Annotated in this window: 24 protein-coding genes; 13 read left to right on the top strand and 11 right to left on the bottom strand. The window is 61.6% G+C overall.

Annotated elements, in window-relative coordinates:
* Positions 1–94 precede the first annotated feature (94 nt).
* From AC3ISR_RS26515 to gshB, 7 genes are all read right to left on the bottom strand, one after another.
* Positions 95–1,366, bottom strand: a complete 1,272-nt coding sequence (locus AC3ISR_RS26515; RefSeq protein WP_489324512.1) for a dihydroorotase — start codon at positions 1,364–1,366, stop codon at positions 95–97.
* Positions 1,363–2,367, bottom strand: coding sequence for an aspartate carbamoyltransferase catalytic subunit (locus tag AC3ISR_RS26510; protein ID WP_192301257.1), 1,005 nt, complete (start codon positions 2,365–2,367; stop codon positions 1,363–1,365). Before AC3ISR_RS26510 ends, AC3ISR_RS26515 begins: the two co-directional genes overlap by 4 nt.
* 24 nt (positions 2,368–2,391) lie before the next feature.
* A complete protein-coding gene (gene pyrR, locus AC3ISR_RS26505) occupies positions 2,392–2,898 on the bottom strand; it encodes a bifunctional pyr operon transcriptional regulator/uracil phosphoribosyltransferase PyrR (RefSeq protein ID WP_192301258.1) in 507 nt (168 codons plus the stop codon).
* 73 nt (positions 2,899–2,971) lie between these two features.
* Entirely contained in the window at positions 2,972–3,409 is a 438-nt protein-coding gene (gene ruvX, locus AC3ISR_RS26500; protein WP_003195067.1) for a Holliday junction resolvase RuvX, read from the bottom strand.
* Positions 3,409–3,978, bottom strand: a complete 570-nt coding sequence (locus tag AC3ISR_RS26495; RefSeq protein WP_192301259.1) for a YqgE/AlgH family protein — start codon at positions 3,976–3,978, stop codon at positions 3,409–3,411. Before AC3ISR_RS26495 ends, ruvX begins: the two co-directional genes overlap by 1 nt.
* A gap of 186 nt (positions 3,979–4,164) precedes the next feature.
* Entirely contained in the window at positions 4,165–5,070 is a 906-nt protein-coding gene (locus AC3ISR_RS26490) for an energy transducer TonB (RefSeq protein ID WP_463983630.1), read from the bottom strand.
* A 104-nt stretch (positions 5,071–5,174) separates the two neighbouring features.
* Entirely contained in the window at positions 5,175–6,146 is a 972-nt protein-coding gene (gshB, locus tag AC3ISR_RS26485; protein ID WP_192301261.1) for a glutathione synthase, read from the bottom strand.
* 239 nt (positions 6,147–6,385) lie between these two features.
* Between gshB and pilG the strand changes: the two genes are divergently transcribed.
* From pilG to AC3ISR_RS26455, 6 genes are all read left to right on the top strand, one after another.
* A complete protein-coding gene (gene pilG / locus AC3ISR_RS26480) occupies positions 6,386–6,793 on the top strand; it encodes a twitching motility response regulator PilG (RefSeq protein WP_026137140.1) in 408 nt (135 codons plus the stop codon).
* Between the two features lie 46 nt (positions 6,794–6,839).
* Positions 6,840–7,205 carry a twitching motility response regulator PilH gene (gene pilH, locus AC3ISR_RS26475; RefSeq protein ID WP_034101258.1) on the top strand — a complete coding sequence of 122 codons (366 nt, stop codon included), beginning with the start codon at positions 6,840–6,842 and terminating at the stop codon, positions 7,203–7,205.
* 12 nt (positions 7,206–7,217) lie between these two features.
* Positions 7,218–7,742 (top strand): chemotaxis protein CheW, encoded by a 525-nt coding sequence (locus AC3ISR_RS26470; RefSeq protein WP_463983629.1) that lies wholly within the window; start codon positions 7,218–7,220, stop codon positions 7,740–7,742.
* Positions 7,739–9,790, top strand: coding sequence for a methyl-accepting chemotaxis protein (locus tag AC3ISR_RS26465; protein WP_305391679.1), 2,052 nt, complete (start codon positions 7,739–7,741; stop codon positions 9,788–9,790). The genes AC3ISR_RS26470 and AC3ISR_RS26465 overlap by 4 nt, the downstream gene beginning before the upstream one ends.
* 185 nt (positions 9,791–9,975) lie before the next feature.
* Positions 9,976–15,795 (top strand): Hpt domain-containing protein, encoded by a 5,820-nt coding sequence (locus tag AC3ISR_RS26460; RefSeq protein WP_489324511.1) that lies wholly within the window; start codon positions 9,976–9,978, stop codon positions 15,793–15,795.
* Positions 15,788–16,243 (top strand): chemotaxis protein CheW, encoded by a 456-nt coding sequence (locus AC3ISR_RS26455; protein WP_226454547.1) that lies wholly within the window; start codon positions 15,788–15,790, stop codon positions 16,241–16,243. The genes AC3ISR_RS26460 and AC3ISR_RS26455 overlap by 8 nt, the downstream gene beginning before the upstream one ends.
* 144 nt (positions 16,244–16,387) lie before the next feature.
* Here the strand turns inward: AC3ISR_RS26455 and AC3ISR_RS26450 are convergent, their stop codons facing one another.
* Positions 16,388–16,675, bottom strand: coding sequence for a HigA family addiction module antitoxin (locus AC3ISR_RS26450; RefSeq protein ID WP_305391676.1), 288 nt, complete (start codon positions 16,673–16,675; stop codon positions 16,388–16,390).
* A 433-nt stretch (positions 16,676–17,108) separates the two neighbouring features.
* Between AC3ISR_RS26450 and AC3ISR_RS26445 the strand changes: the two genes are divergently transcribed.
* The 4 genes from AC3ISR_RS26445 (at position 17,109) to trhA (ending at position 19,143) form a co-directional block, all read left to right on the top strand.
* A complete protein-coding gene (locus AC3ISR_RS26445) occupies positions 17,109–17,354 on the top strand; it encodes a DUF6124 family protein (protein WP_192299947.1) in 246 nt (81 codons plus the stop codon).
* A gap of 60 nt (positions 17,355–17,414) precedes the next feature.
* Complete coding sequence (locus AC3ISR_RS26440) at positions 17,415–18,044, top strand: nucleotidyltransferase domain-containing protein (RefSeq protein WP_463983709.1); 630 nt, start codon at positions 17,415–17,417, stop codon at positions 18,042–18,044.
* Entirely contained in the window at positions 18,007–18,441 is a 435-nt protein-coding gene (locus AC3ISR_RS26435; RefSeq protein ID WP_463983627.1) for a hypothetical protein, read from the top strand. The genes AC3ISR_RS26440 and AC3ISR_RS26435 overlap by 38 nt, the downstream gene beginning before the upstream one ends.
* A gap of 84 nt (positions 18,442–18,525) precedes the next feature.
* Entirely contained in the window at positions 18,526–19,143 is a 618-nt protein-coding gene (gene trhA / locus AC3ISR_RS26430; protein ID WP_192299945.1) for a PAQR family membrane homeostasis protein TrhA, read from the top strand.
* Positions 19,144–19,249: 106 nt separating this feature from the next.
* Here the strand turns inward: trhA and AC3ISR_RS26425 are convergent, their stop codons facing one another.
* Positions 19,250–20,506, bottom strand: a complete 1,257-nt coding sequence (locus AC3ISR_RS26425; protein ID WP_489324510.1) for a hypothetical protein — start codon at positions 20,504–20,506, stop codon at positions 19,250–19,252.
* 583 nt (positions 20,507–21,089) lie between these two features.
* Positions 21,090–21,992, bottom strand: coding sequence for a LysR family transcriptional regulator (locus AC3ISR_RS26420; protein ID WP_192299941.1), 903 nt, complete (start codon positions 21,990–21,992; stop codon positions 21,090–21,092).
* A 99-nt stretch (positions 21,993–22,091) separates the two neighbouring features.
* Between AC3ISR_RS26420 and AC3ISR_RS26415 the strand changes: the two genes are divergently transcribed.
* From AC3ISR_RS26415 to AC3ISR_RS26405, 3 genes are read left to right on the top strand one after another with little or no spacing between them, the layout of a single operon-like run.
* Positions 22,092–23,324, top strand: a complete 1,233-nt coding sequence (locus AC3ISR_RS26415) for a D-amino acid dehydrogenase (RefSeq protein WP_192299957.1) — start codon at positions 22,092–22,094, stop codon at positions 23,322–23,324.
* A gap of 10 nt (positions 23,325–23,334) precedes the next feature.
* Complete coding sequence (locus tag AC3ISR_RS26410) at positions 23,335–23,685, top strand: RidA family protein (protein WP_192299940.1); 351 nt, start codon at positions 23,335–23,337, stop codon at positions 23,683–23,685.
* Between the two features lie 24 nt (positions 23,686–23,709).
* Positions 23,710–24,612, top strand: coding sequence for a transporter substrate-binding domain-containing protein (locus AC3ISR_RS26405; RefSeq protein WP_463983625.1), 903 nt, complete (start codon positions 23,710–23,712; stop codon positions 24,610–24,612).
* Positions 24,613–24,752: 140 nt separating this feature from the next.
* Here AC3ISR_RS26405 and AC3ISR_RS26400 read toward each other — a convergent pair whose 3' ends face one another.
* On the bottom strand, positions 24,753–25,472 hold the full coding sequence (locus AC3ISR_RS26400) for a 16S rRNA (uracil(1498)-N(3))-methyltransferase (protein WP_034101241.1): 720 nt from the start codon (positions 25,470–25,472) through the stop codon (positions 24,753–24,755).
* Positions 25,473–25,501: the final 29 nt, after the last annotated feature.

The raw sequence follows: 25,501 nt of genomic DNA, 5'->3' as shown, positions 1-25,501 counted from the left end.
TGCTCGCGAATGCGGTGGATCAGTCAGCACCTTCAGCGACTGACACTCCGCATTCGCGAGCAAGCCCGCTCCCATATTTTTTACCCTGCCCGCTTTAGGCCTGGTAGCTGATCCGACCATCGACCAGGGTGTAGCGCACCGTCGCCGGCAGGCTGTGGCCAATGAACGGGCAGTTTTCACCCTTCGACAGCCAATGCTCCCCGGCAACGGTGGAACTGGCCGGGTCAAACAGCACCAGATCCGCCGCCGAACCCACCGCCAGCTTACCCGCCGGCAAGCGCAGGGCGTCGGCAGGCCCCGCGCTCAAGCGTGCCAGCAGCGTCGGCAAATCGAGCAAGCCTTCCTCAACCAACGTCATCGCCAGGGGCAACAACAGCTCAACGCTGCTGATCCCCGGCTCAGTCGCGCCAAACGGTGCCAACTTGGCATCGCGTTCGTGGGGCTGGTGGTGGCTGGAAATCGCCGAGACCACCCCGGACTTCACCGCCGCCCGCAGACCATCACGGTCGGCACGGGTGCGCAGGGGCGGCTGCACGTGGTACAGGCTGGAGAAGTCGATCAGCGCTTCGTCGGTCAAGATCAACTGATACAACGCCACATCCGCCGTCACCGGCAAGCCACGGGCCTGGGCCTGGGCGATCAGGGCCACGCCCCGCGCGCTGGTCAGCTGGCTGAAGTGCGCGCGCACGCCGCTTTGCTCGACCAGCAGCAGGTCGCGGGCCAGGGCCACGGTCTCGGCGGTCTCGGGGATGCCGGGCAGGCCGAGGAAGCTGGCCACGGCACCTTCATGGGCCAGGCCACCTTCGGCGAGGTCGCGGTCCTGGGAATGGAAGATCACCGTCAGGTCGAAGGTGGCCGCATATTCCAGGGCGCGGCACAGGGTGCGAGTGCTGCGAAAGCTTTCCAGGCCGTTGCCGAAGGCCACGCAACCGGCGTCGCGCAGGGCGATCAGTTCGGCAAGTTGTTCGCCTTCCAGGCCTTTGCTCAGGGCGCCGATGGGGAACACTTTGCAGTTGCCGGCTTCACGGGCGCGGTCGAGGATCAACTCGGTCACCGCCGAGGTGTCCAGGATCGGCTTGGTGTGCGGCGGGCAGCACAGGCTGGTCACGCCACCGGCAGCGGCGGCGCGGGTTTCGCTGAGGATGCTGCCTTTGCGGCTGTAGCCCGGCTCGCGCAGGGCGACGTTTAGGTCGACCAGCCCGGGTGCGGCCACCAGGCCTTTGGCGTCGATGGTTTCTACCGCGCTGAAACCGGCCGGGGCGGCGCCGATGGTGATGATCTTGCCGGCTTCAAGATGCAGATCGGTGACTTGATCCAGGCCACTGGCCGGATCGATGACGCGGGCGCCGAGGATGCTGAGCTTCACTGGGCGTTCTCCTGCTCGAATTGACGTTGTGCGGTTTGCCCGCTCATGGCCATGGACAACACGGCCATGCGCACGGCGATGCCGTAGGTGACCTGGTTGAGAATCACCGACTGGGTGCCATCGGCCACCGCCGACTCAATCTCTACGCCACGGTTGATCGGGCCAGGGTGCATCACGATGGCGTCCGGCTTGGCACCGGCCAAGCGCGCAGTGGTCAGGCCGAACAGGCGGTAGAACTCACCTTCGCTCGGCAGCAGGCCACCGGCCATGCGCTCGCGCTGCAGGCGCAGCATGATGACCACGTCCACATCCTTGAGGCCTTCGGCCATGTCGGTGTAGACCTTCACACCGTATTGCTCGATGCCGATGGGCAGCAGGGTTTTTGGCGCGATCACGCGGATGTCCGGGCAGCCCAGGGTTTTCAGGGCCAGCATGTTCGAGCGCGCAACCCGCGAGTGCAGGATGTCGCCGACGATGGCCACCGACAGGTTTTCAAAGCTGCCCTTGTGCCGACGGATGGTGAGCATGTCGAGCATGCCCTGGGTCGGGTGGGCGTGACGGCCGTCGCCGCCGTTGATGATCGCGACCTGCGGGCACACGTGCTCGGCGATGAAGTGCGCGGCGCCAGAGTCGCCGTGGCGCACCACGAACATGTCGGCGGCCATGGCTTCCAGGTTGCGCAGGGTGTCGAGCAGGGTCTCGCCCTTGCTCGCCGACGAGGTCGACACGTTCAGCGTGATCACGTCGGCCGACAGCCGTTGGGCCGCCAGTTCAAAGGTGGTGCGGGTGCGGGTGGAGTTCTCGAAGAACACATTGCAGATGGTCTTGCCGCGCAGCAGTGGGACCTTCTTCACCGCGCGGCCGCCGACTTCAAGGAACGAGTCGGCAGTGTCGAGGATTTCGGTGAGCAGTTCGCGGGGCAAACCGTCGAGGGACAAGAAATGTTGCAACTGACCCTGAGCATTGAGCTGCAGCGGGCGCTTGGCATCTAGAGGCGTCATCGCGGGGACTCTTTACAAGGCGGTTTAAAGGGCAAGGTCTTGCAGTTCGAGTTCGAGCGGCGTGGGACCGGACAATTTTACCCGCTGGTGGGGTTCCAGCGACAGCGTTGCGCCGACCACATCCGGGCTGATCGGCAATTCGCCGGCGTCCAGGTCCAGCAGGCAGACCAGGGTCACGCTGGCCGGGCGGCCGTAGTCGAACAGTTCGTTCATGGCGGCGCGGATGGTGCGCCCGCTCATCAGCACGTCGTCGATCAGGACCAGGTGCTGGCCTTCGATCTCGAACGGCAGGGCCGACGGGCGCACTTGTGGATGCAGGCCGTTCTGGCTGAAGTCGTCCCGGTAGAACGACACGTCCAGGGTGCCGAGGGGCGCGTCGCTGCCCAATGCTTCCAGCAATGCCTGGGCGACCCACACACCGCCAGTGCGAATGCCGATGAAGCGTGGCTCGCTGATGGCGCGGTGTTGCAGATGGGCCGTGAGGTTTTTGGCCATTTGGCTGATCAGTTCGGCGGGGTTCGGCAAGCTCATGCAGGCTCCTTCAGGACCTTGGCGCAGGCAAGGTCCGGGCTCAAACGTAAAAAGACGCGGCAAGCCGCGTCAGTCAGGATTCAAATAAAGCGGTGTTTTCATCCAGCCAGCCCTGCAACAGCAAGGCGGCGGCGATGGCGTCCACCGGGTTGTCGCGGTAGCTGCCTTTCTGGCCGCCACGGTCGCGGCGTTCACCTTTGGCTTCAAAGGTGGTGAGGCGCTCGTCGTGGGTATAGAAGGGCAGGTTGTAGCGGCCATTGAGGCGGCGGGCGAATTTTTCGGCGCGCAGGCACATGTCGCTTGGGGTTCCGTCCATGTTCAGCGGCAGGCCGACCACGACGGCGTCGGGCTTCCACTCCTTGATCAGGGCTTCGACCTGGTTCCAGTCCGGTACGCCGTTCTGGGCTTTCAAGGTGCACAGCTCGCGGGCCTGGCCAGTGATCACCTGGCCGACCGCTACGCCGATCTGTTTGGTGCCGTAGTCAAAACCGAGGATCAGACGCAAAGCCATCAGGCGTGCCCCGCCTGGCTGGTCAGCAGGCTGAGGTTGACCCGCAGCTTGGCCGCAGCGGCGTCAAGGCGCAGTTCCACGGGGGTGTTGAACAGGATGTCGGCGTCGAACGGGCAGGTCAGCCAGGCGTTGCTGGCCAGTTCGGCCTCCAGCTGGCCAGCTTCCCAGCCGGCGTAGCCGAGGGTGATCAGGCTGTGCTCGGGGCCCACGCCGTCGGCGATGGCGAACAACACATCCTGGGACGTGGACAGCGACACGCCGTCCAGGTCGACCGTGGCCTGGAACTTCGGCCCGGTGGGGTGCAGGACAAAACCGCGATCGGTCTGCACCGGCCCGCCGATGTAGATCGGCACGCCCTGGCAGCGAGCCGGCGGGTCGGCCTCGGGGCGCAGTTGCTCAAGAATGTCCGCCAGGTTCAGCTCTTGCGGGCGGTTCACCACCAACCCCATGGCACCATTGGCGGTGTGCTCGACGATGTAGGTCAAGGTCTGCGCAAAGTTCGGGTCGGCCATGTGAGGCATGGCGATCAGGAATTGGTGCTTGAGGTAGGTCGGGCTGACGTTTTTCATGTCCGCTAGTGTGGCGTTGGAGGGGCGAACTGACAAGCCTGGCGTGTAGTGAGCGGGCTTGCCCGCGCTGGGTGGCGAAGCCGCCCCAAACGGTACGCCGCGGTGTTTCAGAAAGACCGAGGTGAATGGATTGGGGCGGCTTCGCCGCCCAGCGCGGGGCAAGCCCGCTCACTACAAGTGTCTGATTTAGTTGCTGGAGAGGCGGTCGCCCTTGGCAAACTTCCAGGTGCGGATGATTTCCAGGCGGTCGACGTCGTTCAGGTCGCCGGTAAACGGTGCAAAAGGTGCGGCCAGGCGCACGATGCGCTGGGCGGCCTGGTCCAGCAAGGGCTGGCCGGAGGACTCGAGTACCAGCACTTCATATAACGAACCATCGCGGTTGATCGACACCAGTAAGCGCAAATTGCCATAAATCTGCTGGCGACGGGCCTCTTCCGGATAGTTGAGGTTGCCGATGCGCTCGACCTTCTTGCGCCACTCATCCTTATACCAGGCGCCCTTGTCACGCATGGTCGAGGCGGCATTCAGCCGGTAGATGCGCGGGCGCTTGGCGTACAGCTGTTGTTCGTTGGCCAGTTCGGCTTCGAGGCTGGAGATTTCGTCGGTCAGCGTTGAACTGTCGAAGGTCGGCGCCGGCTTGACGGGCTGGGGCTGCGGCTCGGTCTTGGCTTTTTCGCGTTGCACCGGCGCTTTCTGCGGTTTTGGCGCGACGGTGGTCACGGTGGGCTTGGGTACCGTCTGCTGGACCTCGGGCTTGGGCGTCGGCGGTGGGCTGACTTTGTTGACCTTGTTGTCCTGGAATGGCGCCACTTGCGTAGTCTTGGGCACCGCTTTCTTGTCCAGGGTGCCGCTGCCTTGCTGGTTGTCCTGGGCGAGAAAATCGGCCTTCTCGGGCTTCTTTTCGCTCTTGAACGTGGCGAGGGTGATTTCCAGGGTCCTGGTGATCTGCTTGGGTTCGACCATGGTGAAACCCACGCCAAGGAGCAGGGCCAGGTGAATCAACGCAGCCAGGAACAGGGTAAATCCGAGCCGATCAGCCGGGCGCACCCTGCTGTGGGAGAGTTCGGGGGGCAGTTCGGACGGAGGGGGCATAAAAAACCAACATCACGCGTTTGGTGGGTGCCGCATGATAGCGCAATGTTGGTTTTTAGCTTCAAGTGACAAGTTACAAGCTGCAAGTCTTGATGCGGTCCGCCTTAAGCTTGCCGCTTGGAGTTTGCCGCTTGAAGCTTCGCATCAATGGCGGCCATCAGCATTTCGCCGATATTGGTGCCGAACGCGTTGTCGATCTCGCGGATGCAGGTCGGGCTGGTGACGTTGATTTCGGTCAGGTGCTCACCGATCACGTCCAGGCCTACAAACAACAGGCCTTTTTCCCGCAGGGTTGGTCCGACTTGGGAGGCGATCCAACGATCCTTGTCCGACAGCGGCCGTGCTTCGCCACGTCCACCTGCCGCCAGGTTGCCACGGGTCTCGCCGGCTGCCGGGATCCGCGCCAGGCAGTAATCCACCGGCTCGCCGTCGATCATCAGGATGCGCTTGTCGCCGTCCTTGATCGCCGGCAGGTAAGCCTGGCCCATGATCTGCTGGGTGCCCAGGGCGGTCAGGGTCTCCAGGATCACCGACAGGTTCGGATCGCCGGCGCGGTGACGGAAGATCGACGTACCCCCCATGCCATCCAGCGGCTTGAGGATTACATCACCGTGCTTGGCGGCAAATTCACGCAACACGTCGGCACGGCGGCTGACCACGGTCGGCGGCGTGCATTGTGGGAACAGGGTGGCGAACAGCTTTTCATTGCAGTCGCGCAGGCTTTGCGGTTTGTTGACGATCAACACACCGGCGCGTTCGGCCTGCTCCAGCAGGTAGGTGGAGTAGACGAACTCCATGTCGAACGGCGGGTCCTTGCGCATCAGGATCACGTCCAGGTCGCTCAGGGAACTGTCGGTTTCGTCTCCCAGTTCGAACCACTTCTCGGGGTTGGCAAACACCTGCAGCGGGCGCATGCGCGCGCGGGCCTCGCCGTCGCCCTGGTACAGGTCGCGCTGTTCCATATAGAACAAGGTCCAGCCGCGGGCCTGGGCGGCCAGGAGCATGGCCAGCGAGCTGTCCTTTTTATAGGAAATGCTGGCGATAGGGTCCATGACAATGCCGACGCGAACGCTCATGGGGGATTTCCTCTAGCAAATTAGGGCGCATAAAAGTGGCGTCAGAGTGGCGCTGCGGCTGTTGTGGGTCAAGGAAAAACCACCTGGCCGGTTGCTCGATAGATTGCGCCCGGAGACTGTGCTAAAAAGACTGCCACAGCGCAGCAGCCCTTGAGATCCAAGGCTTGCGGCACTCACCCTGTGAGACGTCAGGCAGTACACACCGAAAACCGATTCGCTGTGGCGATGGTAGAGCAGATATGGAACAGCATTCCAACGCCTTGAGAGTGATGGTGATCGACGATTCAAAGACGATCCGCCGTACCGCCGAGACCCTGTTGAAGAACGCGGGGTGCGAGGTCATCACGGCCATCGACGGTTTCGATGCCCTGGCGCGGATTGTTGATCATCACCCACACATTATTTTTGTCGACATCATGATGCCGCGCCTGGATGGCTACCAGACCTGCGCCCTGGTGAAGAACAACCCGGCGTTCAAGTCGATCCCGGTGATCATGCTGTCCTCCAAGGACGGCCTGTTCGACAAGGCCAAGGGGCGTATCGTCGGTGTCGATCAGTTTTTGACCAAGCCTTTCAGCAAGGAAGAACTGCTGGGCGCGATCAAGGCCTACGTGCCTGCCTTCGCCGCAGTAGAACAAGCACACTGACACCGCCCCACAAGGGCCGGCGTCTACCAAGTTAGTGGGGAAAACCATGGCACGTGTTCTGATCGTCGACGATTCGCCGACTGAAATGTACAAATTGACCGGCATGCTGGAAAAGCATGGCCACGAAGTCCTCAAGGCCGAAAACGGCGCAGACGGCGTGGCCCTGGCCCGCCAGGAAAAACCCGATGCCGTCCTCATGGACATCGTGATGCCGGGCCTCAACGGCTTCCAGGCCACCCGCCAGCTGTCCAAGGAGCCGGAAACCAACGGCATCCCGATTATCATCATCACCACCAAGGATCAGGAAACCGACAAGATCTGGGGCGCGCGCCAGGGCGCCAAGGATTACCTGACCAAGCCGGTGGATGAAGACACCCTGATCGCCACCCTGAACAAGGTGTTGGCCGGCTGACGGCAGGCGATCATGACCGAGTCGCAAACCGCCTTCGAGCTGTTGCTGGACATCGACCGCCGCTGCCGCCTGCTGGCTGCCGACCTGCCGTCCCAGGAAACCCGCCAGCAGGGTTGGAGCGGCATCGGCTTTCGCGTGGGCGCGCACTGGTTCGTCGCGCCCATGGGCGAAGTCGCCGAAGTCCTGCATGAGCCGCGCTGCACTTTAATGCCCGGGGTCAAGACCTGGGTCAAGGGCGTGGCTAATCTGCGTGGACGCTTGTTGCCGGTGATGGACCTCGGTGGGTTCCTCGGCCAGGCGCTGTCCAAGGCGAGCAAGCAACGGCGCGTACTGGTGGTGGAATACAACGACCTGTTTGTCGGGCTGTTGGTGGACGAGGTGGTGGGCATGCAGCATTTCGCACAAGACGCATTGCGGGTGAACGTCACCCCCGGCGCGCCGTTTATCCAGGGCCGGTTCGACGGCGATCAGCCATGGCAGGTCTTCAGCCCCTTCGCCCTGGCCCAGGCCCCTGGCTTCATGGATGTCGCCGCATGACCACCGCTACCACGCCCAAACCCCAGGCCGCCTCGCACAGCCGCTCACAGATCATCGTGCTGTTTATCGCGCTGATCGTGTTCATCATGCTGCTGTTTGCCAACTTCGCCTACCTCAACACCCAGTCCACCTACGACAAGCAGTACATCGGCCACGCCGGTGAATTGCGCGTGTTGTCCCAGCGCATCGCCAAGAACGCCACCGAAGCCGCCGCCGGCAAAGCCGCCGCGTTCAAGCTGCTCGGCGAGGCGCGCAACGACTTCGCCCAACGTTGGGGCTACCTGAAAAAAGGCGACCCGCAAACCGGCCTGCCCGCCGCCCCCAGCGCGGTGCGCGCCGAGATGCGTGCGGTGCAGACCGACTGGGAAGCGCTGCTGAAGAACACCGACGCGATCCTCGCCAGCGAACAGACCGTGCTGTCCCTGCACCAGGTGGCCGCGACCCTCGCCGAAACCGTGCCGCAATTGCAGATGGAGTCGGAAAAAGTCGTCGACATCCTGTTGCAACGCGGCGCCCCGGCCAGCCAGGTGGCGCTGGCCCAGCGCCAATCGCTGCTCGCCGAGCGCATCCTTGGCGCGGTCAACACCGTGCTCGCCGGCGACGAAACCGCCGTGCAGGCCGCCGATGCGTTTGGCCGTGATGCCAACCGCTTCGGCCAGGTGCTCAACGGCATGCTCCAGGGCAACGCCGGGCTGCGCATCACCCAGGTCGAGGACCGCGACGCCCGTGCGCGGCTGGCGGAGATTGCGGAGCTGTTCGAGTTTGTCTCCGGCTCCGTGGATGAAATCCTCGAAACCTCGCCGCAACTGTTCCAGGTGCGTGCGTCGGCGAGCAACATCTTCAACCTCTCGCAAACCCTGCTCGATGAAGCCTCGCACCTGGCCACCGGGTTTGAAAACCTCGCCAGCGGGCGCACCTTCGATACCATCGGCGGCTACGTGCTGGGCTTGCTGGCGCTGGCTTCGATCATCCTGATCGGCCTGGTGATGGTGCGCGAGACCAATCGCCAACTGCACGAAACCGCCGAGAAGAACGAGCGCAACCAGAACGCGATCATGCGCCTGCTCGATGAAATCGAAGACCTCGCCGACGGCGACCTCACCGTGACCGCCTCGGTGACCGAAGACTTCACCGGCACCATCGCCGACTCGATCAACTATTCGGTCGACCAGTTGCGCGACCTGGTCGCCACCATCAACCTCACCGCCGGCCAGGTCGCGGGCGCAGTGCAGGACACCCAGGCTACCGCCATGCACCTGGCCCAGGCCTCGGAGCATCAGGCCCAGCAGATCGCCGAAGCGTCCACCGCGATCAACCAGATGGCCCAGTCCATCGACCAGGTTTCGGCCAACGCCGCCGAATCTTCGGCGGTGGCGGAGCGCTCGGTGGAAATCGCCAACAAAGGCAACGAGGTGGTGCACAACACCATCCACGGCATGGACAACATCCGCGAGCAGATCCAGGACACCGCCAAGCGCATCAAGCGCCTGGGCGAGTCGTCTCAGGAAATTGGCGACATCGTCAGCCTGATCGACGACATCGCCGACCAGACCAACATCCTCGCGCTCAACGCGGCGATCCAGGCGAGCATGGCCGGGGATGCCGGGCGTGGTTTCGCGGTGGTCGCCGATGAAGTGCAGCGCCTGGCCGAACGTTCCTCGGCGGCGACGCGGCAGATCGAAACCCTGGTGCGCGCCATTCAGGCCGACACCAACGAAGCCGTGATCTCCATGGAGCAGACCACCACCGAAGTGGTACGCGGCGCGCGGCTGGCGCAAGACGCCGGGGTGGCGCTGGAAGAGATCGAAGGCGTGTCGAAAACCCTGGCGGCGCTGATCCAGAGCATCTCCAATGCGGCGCAGCAACAGACGTCTTCGGCGGGGCAGATTTCGCTGACCATGAACGTGATCCAGCAGATCACCAGCCAGACGTCTTCGGGCTCGACCGCGACCGCCGAGAGCATCGGCAACCTGGCGAAGATGGCCAGCCAGTTGCGGCGGTCGGTGTCGGGTTTCACCCTCCCGCCCGCCAAGCAGGTGGATGATTGAAATACCATCCCAATGTGAATGCGGGCTTGTGTGGGAGCGGGCTTGCTCGCGAATGCGGTGGGTCAGCCAATACAGATGCCGGCTGACCCACCGCATTCGCGAGCAAGCCCGCTCCCACAGTTGATCTCCTCTGGTCTGGAGAGCGATGCACTACCAGCAACCCACGAATTCTAAGCGGAGCAGTTATGGTTGATCGGCACGACTACGTGGCCCTCGAATGGGTCAAGGGCGACATTGCCGAAACCCTGAAACAGGCCCGTTCGGCGCTGGATGCGTTTGTCGAAACCAACGACAGCGCCGTCATCGACCAGTGCCTGGCCGGTATTCACCAGGTGCATGGCGCGCTGCAAATGGTCGAGTTCTACGGCGCGGCGCTGCTGGCCGAAGAGATCGAACACCTGGCCCTGGCCTTCCAGGCCGGCCAGGTCAGCCAGCGCGACGAGAGCGTGCGCCTGCTGCAACAAGCCCTCGGCCAACTGCCGCTGTACCTTGACCGCGTGCACAGCGCCCGCCGCGACCTGCCGCTGGTGGTGTTGCCGTTGCTCAACGACCTGCGCAGTGCACGGGGTGAAAGCCTGCTGTCGGAAACCAGCCTGTTCAGCCCGCAACTGCTGTCGATTGCGCCGCTGCCCGACGACGTGCTGGCCCAACGTGCGCCACCCGACCTGCAAGAACAACTGCGCCAGTGGCACCAACTGCTGCAACAAGCCCTTGCCGGGCTGCTGCGTGAAGACCATGGGCCCAGCAACCTGGAAGACATGGCACGGGTTTTCGCCCGCCTCGAAACGCTGTGCCAGGGCGCGCCGTTGTTGCCGCTGTGGCAAGTCACCTCGGCGCTGGTCGAAGGCATGCTCACCGGCGTGATCGCCAACAGCCCGGCGCTGCGCAGCCTGCTCAAGGCCAGTGATAAGCAACTCAAGCGCCTGTTGGCCCAGGGCATCGGCGGGATCAACCAGCCGGCGCCGGATGACCTGCTCAAGAGCCTGCTGTTCTACGTGGCCAAGGTCACCCGGCCGACACCGCGCATGCAAAGCCTGAAGGAACGTTACGGTCTCGACGAAGCCTTGCCCGACAGTGCCGTGGTGGACGCCGAACGCGCACGGCTGGCCGGGCCGGATCGCAACGCCATGGGCTCGGTGCTCGGCGCCTTGTGCGAAGAACTGGTGCGGGTCAAGGAGCGCCTCGACCTGTTCGTGCGCAGCGACCGCCAGCACACCAGCGACCTCGATGCGCTACTCGCACCACTGCGGCAGATCGCCGATACCCTGGCAGTGCTGGGCTTTGGCCAGCCGCGCAAAGTGATCATCGACCAACTCGCCGTGGTGCTGAGCCTGGCCCAGGGCCAGCGCGAACCCAACGACGCCGTGTTGATGGACGTCGCCGGTGCCTTGCTCTACGTCGAAGCCACGCTGGCGGGAATGGTCGGCACGGTCGAGCCGGAAAGCCGCGAGGACAGCCGCCTGCCCACCACCGACCTGACCCAGATCCACCAGTTGGTGATCCGCGAGTCCTGCCAGTGCCTGCGCCAGGCCAAGGAACTGGTGATCGATTGCGTCGAAGCCGACTGGGACAGCCAGCGCCTGGAGTCTTTGCCGGAACTGCTCAGCCAGGTGCGCGGCGCGCTGGCGATGATCCCGCTGCCACGGGCGGCGAGCCTGATGCGCGGTTGCACCCATTACGTCGACGAACAGTTGATGGTCAACGAGGTGCCGCCGTCCGAAACCGAACTGGGGCATTTTGCCGATGTGATCAGCAGCCTGGAGTACTACCTCGAACGCATGCTCCAGGACCCCGACGCCGATGGCGAACGGGTCCTGGAAACTGCCACCCAGGGCCTGGCGGCGCTGGGTTACCTGCCGGCGGAGAAACCCTGGCGCCAGGCGCTGGCGGCGCCGGACGGCGCGTTGACGGTGGACGCCACGCCGAGCCAATCGCAGTTCGATGCCCTGGCCAACCCCACGTCGCGGCTCAACCCGCCAGCGCTACAACGCCCCGGCAGCCTGCTGCCGCCACCGGCCGACGAAGAACCGATCGACGATGAACTGCGCGAAGTGTTCCTCGAAGAAACCGATGAAGTCCTCGACGTGCTGCACCGCCACCTGTCCAACGGCGCCGACAAGGCGGCTTTGGGCGAAATGCGCCGCGCCTTCCACACGCTCAAGGGCAGCGGGCGCATGGTGCGTGCGCTGGTATTGGCGGAGCTGGCCTGGGCCGTGGAAAACCTGCTCAACCGTGTGCTGGAACGCAGCGTGGCGCTGGGGCCCGACGTGCAACAGGTGCTGGACGACGCCGTCGCCCTGCTGCCGGAATTGATCGCCGACTTCGCCACTGACGACCAGCACCAACGCGATGAAGTCGACGCCCTGGCCGCCCGCGCCCACGCCCTGGCCAGCGGCGCGCCGGCACCTGCCGCCGAACCCCACGACCCGATGCTGCTGGAGATCTTCCGCAACGAGGTCCAAAGCCACCTGGAAAGCCTCAACCACTTCCTGCACCAGGCCGCCGAGCATGTGCCGCTGCAAGTCAGCGATGAACTGCAGCGCGCCCTGCATACCCTCAAGGGCAGCGCCTATATGGCCGGCGTGTTGCCCATCGCCGAACTGGCGAGCCCGCTGGATCACCTGACCCGCGAGTACAAGGCCCATCGCCTGCCGCTGGACCTGGATGAAGTGGAGTTGCTGCTGGAAGCCGAGGGCCTGTTCCAGCGCGGCTTGCGCCACCTGGACCGCGACCCGCTGGCACCGATCAAAGGCGCGCCGGACCTGATCAAGCGCATCCAGGCCCTGCTCGATCATCAGTTGGCCGCGCTGCTCGATGCGCCGAACACCGGCCTGCGCATCAAGCGCGACCCACAATTGATCGCCAACTTCCTGGCCCAGGGCATGGACATCCTGCTCGATGCCGAAACCCTGCTGCGCCGCTGGCAACAGCACCCCGGCGAACGCCAGGAACTCACTGCGCTGCTTGACGAGCTGACCACGCTGGGGGAGGGCGCGCACATCGCCGACCTGCACGCCATTGACGAACTCTGCGAAGCGCTGCTTGATCTGTACGGCGCCGTGGAAGAGAGCAGCCTGGCGGTCAGCGAGCGCTTCTTCCACGAAGCCGAACTGGCCCATGACGCGCTGATCAACATGCTCGACCAACTGGCCGCCGGCCAGGAAATCAGCCCGGTGCCGACCCGCCTGCAAGCCCTGCGCGAACTGCTGGACGAAGCCCTCGACCCGTCCGCCACTGGCCTGGTCAAGAGCGATGGCAGCCAAGCGCTGAGCATCGCCGAACTGGGCGCCGCCACGGCGAAACTGGAACACGAGACGGCAGTGGACGACGAGATCGTCGAGATCTTCCTCGAAGAAGCCGTGGACATCCTCGACAGCGCCGGGCAGTCCCTCAAGCGCTGGCTGCTGGAGCCCGAGAGCAGCGCACCGTTGTCGTCACTGCAACGTGACCTGCACACCCTCAAGGGCGGTGCGCGCATGGCCGAAATCGGCCCGGTGGCCGAGCTGGCCCATGAGTTGGAAGGTCTCTACGAAGGCTTGGTAGACCGCCGCTACAGTTACTCCGCCGAGTTGGCCCAGGTGCTGATGGCCAGCCATGAACGGCTGGCCTTGCAACTCGAAGAACTGCAACACCAGCAGCCCCTGAGCGACAGCGCCGAACTGGTGGCCAAGGTGCGTGCCTTGCGCCAGAGCGCGCCGCCGCCCGCTGCGCCCCAGGCGCTGGAAAACCCCGGCGCCGACCCTGAGCTGCTGGATATTTTCCTCGAAGAAGCCGCCGATATTCTCGACAGTTCCGGCAGTGCCTTGCTGCGCTGGCAGGCCGAGCCGGGCAACCGCCAGGAAGTCGAAACCCTGCTGCGCGACCTGCATACCCTCAAGGGCGGCGCGCGCATGGTCGAGATCGGCCCGATTGGCGATTTGGCCCACGAGCTGGAGTTTCTTTACGAAGGCCTGTCGGCCGGTTTGCTCGCGCCGTCGGCGGAACTGTTCGCGCTGCTGCAAGGTTGTCACGACCGTTTGGCGCAGATGATCGATGCGGTCGCGGACGGCTTGCCGGTGGGCTCGGTGGACAAACTCATCGAACGCATCAAAAGCCTGGTGCACCCGAGCAACGAGCCGGTGCTGCCGGTGGCGTTGCCGGCAGGCAAGGCCGAGACGGTGGTTGATCCCGCTGCCGACATGGTGAAGATTTCCGCCGACTTGCTGGATGACCTGGTCAACCTGGCCGGTGAAACCTCGATCTTCCGTGGGCGTATCGAGCAGCAGGTCAACGATGCGCGCATTGCCCTGAGCGAGGTGGAAACCACCATCGAGCGCATGCGCGACCAACTGCGGCGCCTCGACACCGAAACCCAGGGCCGTATCCTCAGCCGCCAGCAGGCCGAGGCCGAGCGCCTGGGTTATGAAGAGTTCGATCCGCTGGAAATGGACCGCCATTCGCAGTTGCAGCAACTGTCCCGCGCCTTGTCTGAATCGGCCTCCGACCTGCTCGACCTCAAGGACACCCTCGAGCGGCGCAACAGCGACGCCCACGACCTGTTGCAGCAACAGGCGCGCATCAACACCGAGTTGCAAGAAGGCCTGATGCGCACGCGCATGGTGCCGTTCGAGCGCATGTTGCCGCGGCTCAAGCGCATCGTGCGCCAGGTGGCGGGCGAGCTGGGCAAGGACGTCGAATTCATCGTCGGCAACGCCGAAGGCGAGATGGATCGCAACGTGCTGGAACGCATGGCGGCGCCGCTGGAACACATGCTGCGCAACGCCGTCGACCACGGCCTGGAGTCCCGTGATGCGCGCCTGCTGGCGGGCAAGCCGGAGAAGGGCCGCATTACCCTGGACCTGACCCACGAAGGCGGTGACATCGTTTTCGACATGCGCGACGACGGCGCCGGTGTGCCGCTCGAAGCGGTGCGGCGCAAGGCGATCAAGCGTGGCCTGCTCGACCCCAACCAGGAGATCAGCGACCGCGACGTGTTGCAGTTCATCCTGCAACCGGGTTTTTCCACGGCGGAAAAGATCACCCAGATTTCCGGGCGCGGCGTGGGCATGGACGTGGTGCATGAAGAAGTGCGCCAGCTCGGTGGCTCGATGTTTATTGAGTCGACGCCGGGTGTCGGTGTGCACTTTCGCATTCGCCTGCCGTTTACCGTGTCGGTCAACCGGGCGCTGATGGTGCAGTGTGCGGACGATCAATACGCGATCCCGCTCAACACCATCGAGGGCCTGGTGCGTGTGCTGCCCCACGAGCTGGCCGGGCACTATCAGCAAGATCCGCCGCGTTATGAATACGCCGGCCAGCGCTACGAACTGTTTTACCTGGGCGACCTGCTGCACACCGTCAGCCGTCCCAAGCTGCTTGGCCAATACCAGCCGGTGCCGGTGCTGTTGGTGCAATGCAATGAACGGCGGGTGGCGGTGCATGTGGATGCCATGGCCGGCACGCGGGAGATTGTGGTCAAGGGCCTGGGCCCGCAGTTTGCCGGGGTGCAGGGGGTGTCCGGGGCGACCATCCTCGGCGATGGCCGCGTGGTGCTGATCATCGATTTGCTCGCACACATCCGCGCGCGTCAACCGGCGCTGCCGGCCCAGGTGGCCGATGCGCCGCTGGTCCTCAACGACCCGCTGAAAAAGCGCCCGCTGCTGGTGCTGGTGGTGGACGATTCGGTCACCGTACGCAAAGTCACCAGCCGCCTGCTGGAGCGCAATGGCATGAACGTCCTGACCGCCAAAGACGGCATCGACGCCATCGCCGTGCTTGAAGAACACACCCCGGACCTGATGCTGCTCGACATCGAAATGCCGCGCATGGACGGCTTCGAAGTGGCGATCCAGGTGCGCAACGACCCGCGCCTGATGCGCCTGCCGATCATCATGATCACCTCGCGCACCGGCCAGAAACACCGCGACCGCGCCATGGCCATCGGCGTCAACGACTACCTCGGCAAGCCGTACCAAGAGTCGGTGCTGCTGGAAAGCATCGCCTACTGGAGCAAGTCCCATGCTTGACCACCGCACCAGCCAACTCACCGGCCTGTTGTTGCCCCTGGCCGACCGCCACCTGGTGCTACCCAACGTCGCCATCGCCGAGCTGATCGACTTCCAGCGCGGCGAACCGGCCAGCGATGCGCCACCGTGGTATCTGCGCCAAGTGACCTGGCGTGATCAACAACTGCCGCTGATCAGCTTTGAAGCCGCGTGCGGCGAAGCGGTCGTGACCGCCGAGCGCTCGCGGATCGTGGTGCTGAACGCCCTGGGTGGGCGGCCGACGTTGAAGTTCATTGCGCTGGTGATCCAGGGGATTCCGCGTTCGTACAAGCTCGATAGCCAGTTGAGTTATGTGGACGTGCCGCTGTGCCCGCTGGAGCTGGCGGCGGTGCAGGTGGGGGAACATGTGGCGAAGGTGCCGGATTTGCTTGGGCTGGAAGCCTTGCTGGTGGAGTCCGGATTGGCCTGATTTCAAGCCCTGTGAAGATCGAATGTGGGAGCTGGCTTGCCTGCGATAGCGGTGTGTCAGATGTTGATGCTGTGACTGACACACCGCTATCGCAGGCAAGCCAGCTCCCACAGTGGATCTTCTGTGCCTTGAGCGCTGTGCCCGTTACTCAATCCGCGCAAACCGCTCAATCACCGGCTGTTCCCGATGCTCGGCCTGCCACAAATCATAGGCACTCTGCATCGACAGCCACAGCTGCCCAGTGCTCACGCCTGCCCGTTCCAGCCGCACCGCCAAATCCGGGCTTACCGGCGCACGCCCGTGCAAAATCCTTGAAAACGTCTCACGAGCAAACCCCAGACGCCGGGCCATTTCGGTGATGGTGATGCCTAGGGCAGGGATCACGTCTTCAAGCAGGATTTCGCCTGGGTGAGGGGGAGGGTGTATGGGCATTCTGGATCCTTTTTATGGCGCTGGGCATTCGGCTAAAAAGGCTAGAAGGGTCAGTTCCGAGCAACAACCCTAAAACGTTGTATGAAACTTCTTGTTTGTCGACGTTGGGCGATGCCTCGGATTTTTCCTGCAAGATTTTGGGCCAGGCGTGAACTTGTCGCGTGCAGCCAGCGCGCCTAGTCTTCGTCCCGTCATCGCAAAAAACGGTGACACGGACGTGCAAGTCCGACGAAACTGTTTAGGCGTACAAACGCCCAGCCATCCAACGGGCGTTTTTTGTGCTCGCTGCTTTATGGCGGCTGCGCGCAGGAGGTCTTCGGACCTGCTGGGTGTCCTAAACAGGCCCGGTCTTGCACACCTGCGCACGGTCGCCACCCTCATTCGCGTGCAAGCGAACGGTGGCGCTCCTTACTCACTGTTTAGGAGCTTCATCATGATCAAACCCACCCCCAATCCCCCCAGGCACCTCTTCACCGTCAACCCTCACCAAGACACCGAAGCGCTGCTGGTCAACGCCAGCGAAACCCTGTCGTCCCTCAACGCCATGACCTGCAACCTGGCCTTCGACCTGGACACCTCCCAGCGCGCAATCATGCTCGGGATCCAGCAAATGGCAGAGCTTGGGCAGTTGTTGGTGGATCGAGCTCTTGAACAGATCGCTCCCTCATCTGGGGCTTAAAACTTGATCGTTCCCAAAAAGGGACCTATCGTTCCCTTTTTGGGACTGATTGGCCTCGCCATGCAAACCTTGTCGCTTAGCGCTGCACTTTTCACCGTCACCCAGCAAAAAGTATTGGGGCTGCTTTTCGGTAAGCCCGACCAAAGCTTCTTCACCAATGAAATCGCACGGTGGGCCCAGGTGGGCAAGGGCAGCCTCACCCGCGAGCTGGAGCGCTTGCAGTTGGCGGGCATCCTGAGCATGACGCGACAAGGAAACCAGACCCACTACCAAGCCAACCCCCAGTGCCCGATCTATTCGGAGTTGCTGGCCATCGTGCGTAAAACGCTGAGTCTGGACGAGCCACTGCGCACTGCACTGGCGCCGTTCACTGAGCAACTGACGTGGGCTTTCATCTATGGCTCTATCGCCAAGGGCGAGGCGCACTCATCCAGTGACATAGATCTGATGCTGATAGGTGAAGGCCTCAACTACAGTGACGTCATGGAGCAACTCATGCCGCTGGAAGAGCAACTGGGCCGCACCATCAACCCAACGCTTTACACCCCTGAAGACTGGATCGGCAAATGGAAGGCCGGGAACAGTTTTGTGCAGCGGGTCGTGCAGCAGGACAAGATCAATCTGATGGGGGGCAACCCCCTGGAGTCCACGGATGGACAGCAAGGCAAACCTGGAGAATCTGCAACGTAGTGGCAGCTTGAAAGCTGAACCGCCGGACCGCAAGGAGTGCGATGGGCTGATGCGCTCGGCCCGGGACCGTTTGAAAGACGCGGGCACGCCACAGCTATCGTTTGCCGGTCGTTTCGACCTGGCTTACAACGCTGCCCACGCCATCGCCCTGACGGCCTTGCGTCTGCAAGGTTATCGTTCTGACAAACGTTATCTGGTCTTTCAGTGTCTGATCCACACCCTCGGTGCGAGCAAGGTTCAGGTGCGGTTATTGGCGCTGTGCCATGAGCGCCGGAACCTCGCGGAGTATGAAGGCTATATGGACGAAGATGAAGCGCTGCTGGGCCAACTCATGGACGGCGCAACGGCGATGTTAAGTCTTGCGGATGACTTGCTCGCAGGTCATGAATGGACGTGAGCCGCTCACAACCCCCTTGCACTCTCCCCCACAACGCTGGACCCTAGCCCCTCATTGCTAACGTGAATCGGAGGTCAGTGGCGCATGTATCACGGTGAACGATTCAACGCCTGGAGCCACTTGCTCGGGGCCGTGGCAGCTTTTGCCGGCGCGGTGTGGATGTTGGTGGTGGCGAGCCTGGATGGCAGCCCCTGGAAGATCGTCAGCGTGGCGATCTATGGCGTCACGCTGCTGGTGTTGTACAGCGCGTCGACCGTGTACCACAGCGTGCGCGGGCGACGTAAGGAGATCATGCAGAAGGTCGATCACTTTTCGATCTACCTGTTGATCGCCGGCAGCTACACGCCGTTTTGCCTGGTGTCGTTAAGGGGCCCGTGGGGCTGGACGCTGTTCGGCATCGTGTGGGGGTTGGCGGTGATCGGCATCCTGCAAGAGATCAAGCCCCGTTCCGAGGCGCGGATCTTGTCGATCGTGATCTATGCGGTGATGGGCTGGATCGTGTTGGTGGCAGTCAAGCCGCTGATCGCTGCGCTGGGCACGGCGGGTTTTACCTGGCTGGCGGCGGGCGGGGTGTTGTACACCGTCGGCATCATCTTCTTTGCCCTGGAGGACCGCCTGCGGCATTCCCATGGGATCTGGCATTTGTTTGTGATTGGCGGGAGTTTGCTGCACTTTGTGGCGATCATGCGCTACGTACTCTGACAGACGACTCGATCAAAAAGTGGGAGGGTGCTTGTCGCACCGCCCCACCCCGATGGAGTTGGGCCAGTGACAAATAGGTTGGCTGACGCTGGTTTACATTGAAAATTTACTTTTCTTTCAGCTGTTTGTAAGTAGTAGAAAAGCAGTAAGCTCCCATGAGCATTATTAAACCATAGCTTAGCCCATTCATTATTTTCTCTGGAGAAAAGAAAAGGCTGCTTACCATAACTGTAAATATAACCGCAATTGTCGTTACGAGTTCGGTGATTAGAAAGAAAGAGAATATTTCCTGCCTACATGCACGATCTAGAACTTCATTTGATGTGACTCTGGTCATTATGATTCCAATCCCAGCCCCAAAAAAACAGAAGGCGGAAAGAATCAGGAAGTATGAAGTGTTCGTGTTGTCAATGGCCGTTGGCAGGGATATGGCAACGGTTATGAAAAAGCAAAAAAATGAAAATGTTGAGCCGGATTTTTTCAGTGTGGGCTGTGATAGTCCGACGACTCCGAGAACCGTAGACGCCAAAAAAACTACAAAGGCTGTTAGTGAGCTTCCTAGCCAAGATAAACCTTCAGGTATGTCTGTCGAGGGTTTGTGTCGATATAATAAGCCAATTGCGTACATGAGGATCAACATCTCAAAAGTATTGCCTGCTACGTATCCCAAAAACTGGCTAGGGTATTTAGAGATGACTGCAAAGTGCTGAATATAATAAAGGCGGGTTCGGTGCTTTGAGCTGTTCTTTTTAGTGAGGACTGGCTTGAGATCATGGTAGGAGACGTAAGTCTGAATGACTCGGCATAGTAATATTGGCAACATCGTCACTAGCATGGCGTACAGGTAGTATCCGCTACTCATCATGAGCGATGCTATTAGTAATAAAGTTAATGGAGTCCCTATGCGTATGTGCAGGTATTTTTTAAAAGCACCCACGTAATCTGCGCTATGTCCAGTAAGGTGAAGGTGGAGGTCATTGTAGGCCGGCCTGAAAGATGATCGTAGGCAGCCAGTGCCTATTGAGTCGAAGGTGAATGAAATAAGTATCAAACACCAACTAATATGCCAGTAGTCGAGTAGTGCTAAATAAAATCCGGTGGTTAAAAAAATAGCGCATGTAAACTTGAATATGAAACCGTAAATTGTTGTGTATGCCGTGCCAAAACGGTTTGCAAACGAATGCCCAACGTAAAACTCAATAACCAGAGAAATTAGCAGCTGTGTAATGAGCGAGAACTCTAAGGAAAAACTCCCAAGCTTAGGGTTGGTTGCTATCAGAGCCAGTTCTAGTATCGTTACACCCATCGCGATGCCACCATGTAGTGCGTCTGAGCGGGAGACAATATTGGTGGCGCTTTTCATAGGCTGCCCCTGAAAGTTTTGCCGGGTTCAAGTACTAGATTTTTATAAAAGATCGACGGGGCATGAACTCTACCAAAAACATTTTTTGTTTTTGGTTTCAGCGTATTTGCGTATTTGCAGTCGGATTAAGTGTCTTGCATGCCAGCAAGAATCGTGGCTGCTCTTATATAAAAGTCCCAGAGATTCTTTAAGTCAAATAAAAAATGAAATTTCAGAAATTTCCTAAGATTACTGTTTGCTTGTAAGAAAGGTCCCGCTTTGAAGGATGGTTCCTACGAGTATGTAGGATGAAGAGGTCATGGAGCCAATCGAATCGTTTGTGGTGTGCTTGTTTATTTTTTTGCAATTATGGATTAACGGCTGACTCGTTACAGCAAAGCTCTATTTTCGAAATTTCAAGACTTTTTAAGCCGTTATATCGTGCGGATGTAATCCGATTCCTATCTCTTGGTCTTAAAAACAGTCCTCTGAGCTGTTTCTGCAATCGATACTCAGATTCCAATTCATGCATTAAGTAAGTGCTTTAACTGAGATAAACATATGGAGTAGGGCTTGCCCCTCCCACATTGGATCTTCTGTGTTCCTACAGACGTTGCAGCAGTTCCCAGGCACGCTGCCCAACAATCCCCAACAACTTGGCCAACATATGCGGCGGCGGCTCATCTGCGCGGGTCAGGGCGTACAAGGTGATCGGCAACGGTGGTGTGAGCGGGCGGATGCAGGTGGTGGCGGTCGAGGCGCCGAGGGCGGTGAAGGGGTCGATGACCGTCAGGCCAGCGCCGGATTCGACCATGGCGCGGGCCAGGGAATAGGTTTGCACCGAGATTGTCACCCGGGGCGCGGGGTCGACGTTTTCCAGGTAGCTGTCGAGTTTGGCGGCCAGCGGATCGGCGCTGGAAAGGCCGATCAACGGCGCACCCGCCAGGTCCGCCAAGGGCAATGGCGTGCTCAGTTCGGCTTCGCTCCAGTAGCCTTTGGACGCCAACGCCACCAGCACACCGTTGGCCAGCACTTGGGTGGTCAACCCCGGGTGCCCGGAGAAGTTGAGGGTCAGCGCCAGATCAATCTCGCGCATCAGCAGTTTCTGCACCAGCTCACGGCTGTGGTCGCTGGACAGCTCGCAGGCCATGTCCGGGTAATCGCGGGTCCATTCCAGGATTGCCGGCGGCAGCAGCGACAGGGCCAGCGCCGGGATCGCCCCGATGCGCACGCTCTGGCCCGGCGCGCGGCGCAAGCTCTTGGCCAGGCGCCGCACGGCTTGCAGGCTGTCGGTGACTTTATCGACTTCGCGCTCCAGCGCCAGCGCTTCCGGCGTGGGCTGCAACTTGCCGCGCACCCGCAGAAACAACGGGAAACCCAACTGCAACTCGGCGTGCTGCAGCACCTTGGTCACTGCCGGTTGTGACACGTGCAACAACTGCGCGGCAGCGCTGACGGAGCCGGTCTGGCGGATAGCCTGGAAGATTTCGATATGACGCAGGCGCATGGCAAGTCCATAACCTTTGTTTATAGGTGAACCATCTTTATTCATTGTCGCTGGCCTGTCACCTGCCCCTAGGCTGGAACCCTCTTAATGCAACGGCAGGTGGCGGGGATGGTGTGCATCATCGGCGGTGGGGTGATCGGTCTGGCCAGTGCCTATGCGCTGGTGCGTGCGGGCCATGAAGTGACGGTGATCGATGCGCGCGACACCCTGGGCAGCGAGACCAGCTTCGCCAACGGCGGGCAATTGTCCTACCGCTACGTCGCCCCGCTGGCGGATGCCGGTGTGCCACTGCAAGCCATCGGTTGGTTGCTGCGTGGTGACTCGCCGCTCAAGCTGCGCCCGCGCCTCGACCCTCGGCAGTGGCGCTGGATGGCGGCGTTCCTCGGCGCTTGCCGTGGCTCGGTGAACCAGCGCAATGCCGCGCACCTGCTGCGCCTGGCGGCCTTGAGCCAAGCGACGTTGCAGCAATGGCGCGAGGATGATCGCCTGGACGGTTTCGACTGGCGGCGCAACGGCAAGCTGGTGACCTTTCGCACTGCGGCAAGTTTTGAATCGGCACGCAATAAAATCACCGACATCCTGCAACAGCAAGTGCTATCCGCCGCCGATTGTGCACGCTTGGAACCGGCGCTGGAGGGCGGTGGTTTTGTCGGCGGGATCTACACACCGAACGAAGAAGTGGCCGATTGTCATGCCTTCTGCCAGCGTTTGGCGGCGCGGCTGCAAGCGTCGGGGCGTTGCCGCTTTGTGCTGGGGCGCAAGGTCACTGGCATTCGTCATGCCGACGGCGCGGTGCAGGCAATCGAGTTGGGCGATGAGGTGATGCCGGTCGAAAACCTGGTGCTGGCCGCCGGTTATCGCAGCGCTGAACTGGGGGCCTCGCTGGCGCTGTACCCGCTCAAGGGCTACAGCCTCAGCGTGCCGATTGGCGCGCAGCATCGGGCGCCGAACGTGAGCATCACCGACTACGACCGCAAGATCGTCTACGCGCGCATCGGCGAGCAACTGCGGGTGGCGGCGATGGTGGACATCGTCGGTTTCGATGCGAGCCTCGACCCCAAACGCCTGGCGCTGATGAAACGCCAGGCCCTGGAGACTTTTCCCCTGGCTGGCGACTATGCCCATGCGGTGGAATGGGCCGGCATGCGTCCGGCCACCCCGACCGGCGTGCCGCTGATTGGCGCCGGTCAATATCGCAACCTGTGGCTGAACCTGGGCCACGGCGCGCTGGGTTTTACCCTGGCCTGTGGCAGCGGCCAACTGCTTGCCGAACTCATCGACCAACAGGTCACTTCCATTGATATGCAGGGCCTGGCGCCCCGCGCGGCATAAGGATGCCCCCATGACCATCAACCGAATCAGCAGCAATGAACGCCTGAGCGGCGCCGTGACGTTCAAGGACTTGGTGTTCCTCTCCGGCCAGGTGCCAGGCGACGGTGAGGACGTGGCGACGCAAACCCGCGAAGTCCTCGCCAAGATCGATGGGCTGTTGGCCCAGGCCGGCAGCGACAAGGATCATCTGCTCAATGCAACGATTTATCTGAAAGACATCAGCAGCGGTTTTGCACCGATGAACGCGCAGTGGTCTGCGTGGCTTTCGCCAGGCATGGCGCCGACCCGCACCACCCTGCAAGCGGAACTGGCTCGACCCAGTGTGCTGGTGGAAATCAGCGTGATTGCTGTACGTAAATAACTCAAAGACCAACGGAGAATAACAATGAAAAAGATCCTGTTGACCGGCTGCACCCTCGGGCTGTTATTGGCCGCACAGGCCCAAGCGAGCCCGGCCCCGCTGGACGGCACACTGGCCAAGATCGCCAGCGCCAAGTCAATCACCCTGGGTTATCGCGATGCGTCGGTGCCCTTTTCCTACGTGGGGGATCACAGTGGCAAACCCATGGGCTATTCGGTGGAGCTGGCGAGCAAGATCGTCGAGCGCATCCAGCAGAAAACCGGGGTGGCCAACCTGAATGTGAAGTACAACCTGGTGACATCGCAAACCCGTATCCCGCTGGTGCAGAACGGCACCGTCGACCTGGAATGCGGTTCCACCGGGGTGACCGCCGAGCGGCAGAAACAGGTGGCGTTTTCCTACGGGTTTATCTATGTGAAGGGCCAGTTGCTGACCGCCAAGGACAGCGGCATCAAAGGCTTCGCTGACCTTTCCGGCAAGAACGTGGTGACCACTGCGGGTACCACCAACGAGCGCTTTCTCAAGAGCTACAACGCCGAGCACAAGGCCAATATGTTTGTGATCAGCGCCAAGGACCATGGCGAAGCGTTCAAGATGCTGGAGACCGGCCGCGCGGCGGCGTTCTACATGGATGATGCGTTGCTTTACGGCGAACGTGCCAAGGCCCGGGACCCGCATAACTGGGTGGTGGTAGGCGAGGAGCAGTCGCGGGAGATCTACAGCTGCATGGTGCGCAAGGATGACCCGCAGTTTCTGGCGGTGGTCAACGAGACCCTCGGTGACCTGTACCGCAGCGGGGAAATCAACGGGATTTACCAGCGCTGGTTTGAACAGCCGATTCCGCCCAAGGGCTTGAACCTTGAGTTCCCGATGACCAGCGAGCTGAAGGCGATCATTGCCAAGCCGGTCAGCGACCCGGTGGAGTAGTTGCCTGGCAATCCAATCCAAATGTGGGAGCGGGCTTGCTCGCGAATGCGGTGTGTCAGCCACGGTTAAGCTGACTGACTCACCGCATTCGCGAGCAAGCCCGCTCCCACATTTTTGATTGGGTTTGCAAAGGCAGAGGGTTAGAAATCACCCCATAGCTGTTGAGCGACAGCCAATGCCACCACTGGCGCAGTTTCGGTACGCAACACCCGCGGCCCAAGGCGGGCGGCGTGGTAGCCGGCGGCTTGGGCTGTTTCGACTTCATTGTCGGTCAGCCCACCTTCCGGCCCGATCAAAAACGCCAGGCTCGACGGCTTGGCATGGCTGATCATCGGTTCAGCCACCGGGTGCAGCACCAGCTTCAGGTCCGCCGCGGTTTGCTTCAACCAATCGGCCAGCAGCAGCGGCGGGTGAATCACCGGCACCGTCGAACGCCCGCATTGCTCGCACGCGCTGATCGCCACCTGGCGCCAGTGCAGCAGGCGCTTGTCGGCGCGTTCGTCCTTGAGGCGCACTTCGCAGCGTTCGCTGAAAATCGGCGTGATCGCGTTGACCCCAAGCTCGGTGGCTTTCTGGATCGCCCAATCCATCCGCTCGCCCCGGGACAGGCCCTGGCCGAGGTGGATGTGCAGCGGGGATTCGGCCTGGCCCGCGAAGCTTTCGCTCAGTTGCACGGTGACGCGCTTCTTGCCGACTTCCAGCAAGCTGCCGAGGAATTCCTGGCCGGAGCCGTCGAACAATTGCACGGCGTCGCCTTCGACCATGCGCAACACGCGGCTGATGTAATGCGCCTGGGCCTCGGGCAGTTCTACGTCGCCGAGGCTCAGCGGGGTGTCGGTGAAAAAGCGGGACAATCTCATTTCTGTTCTCTGGAAAATTCTGTGCAGGA

It is taken from the genome of Pseudomonas sp. GL_117 (assembly GCF_057835125.1).
Note: the sequence above shows the minus strand (reverse complement) of the source record. Positions and strands in the feature narration are given on the sequence as shown.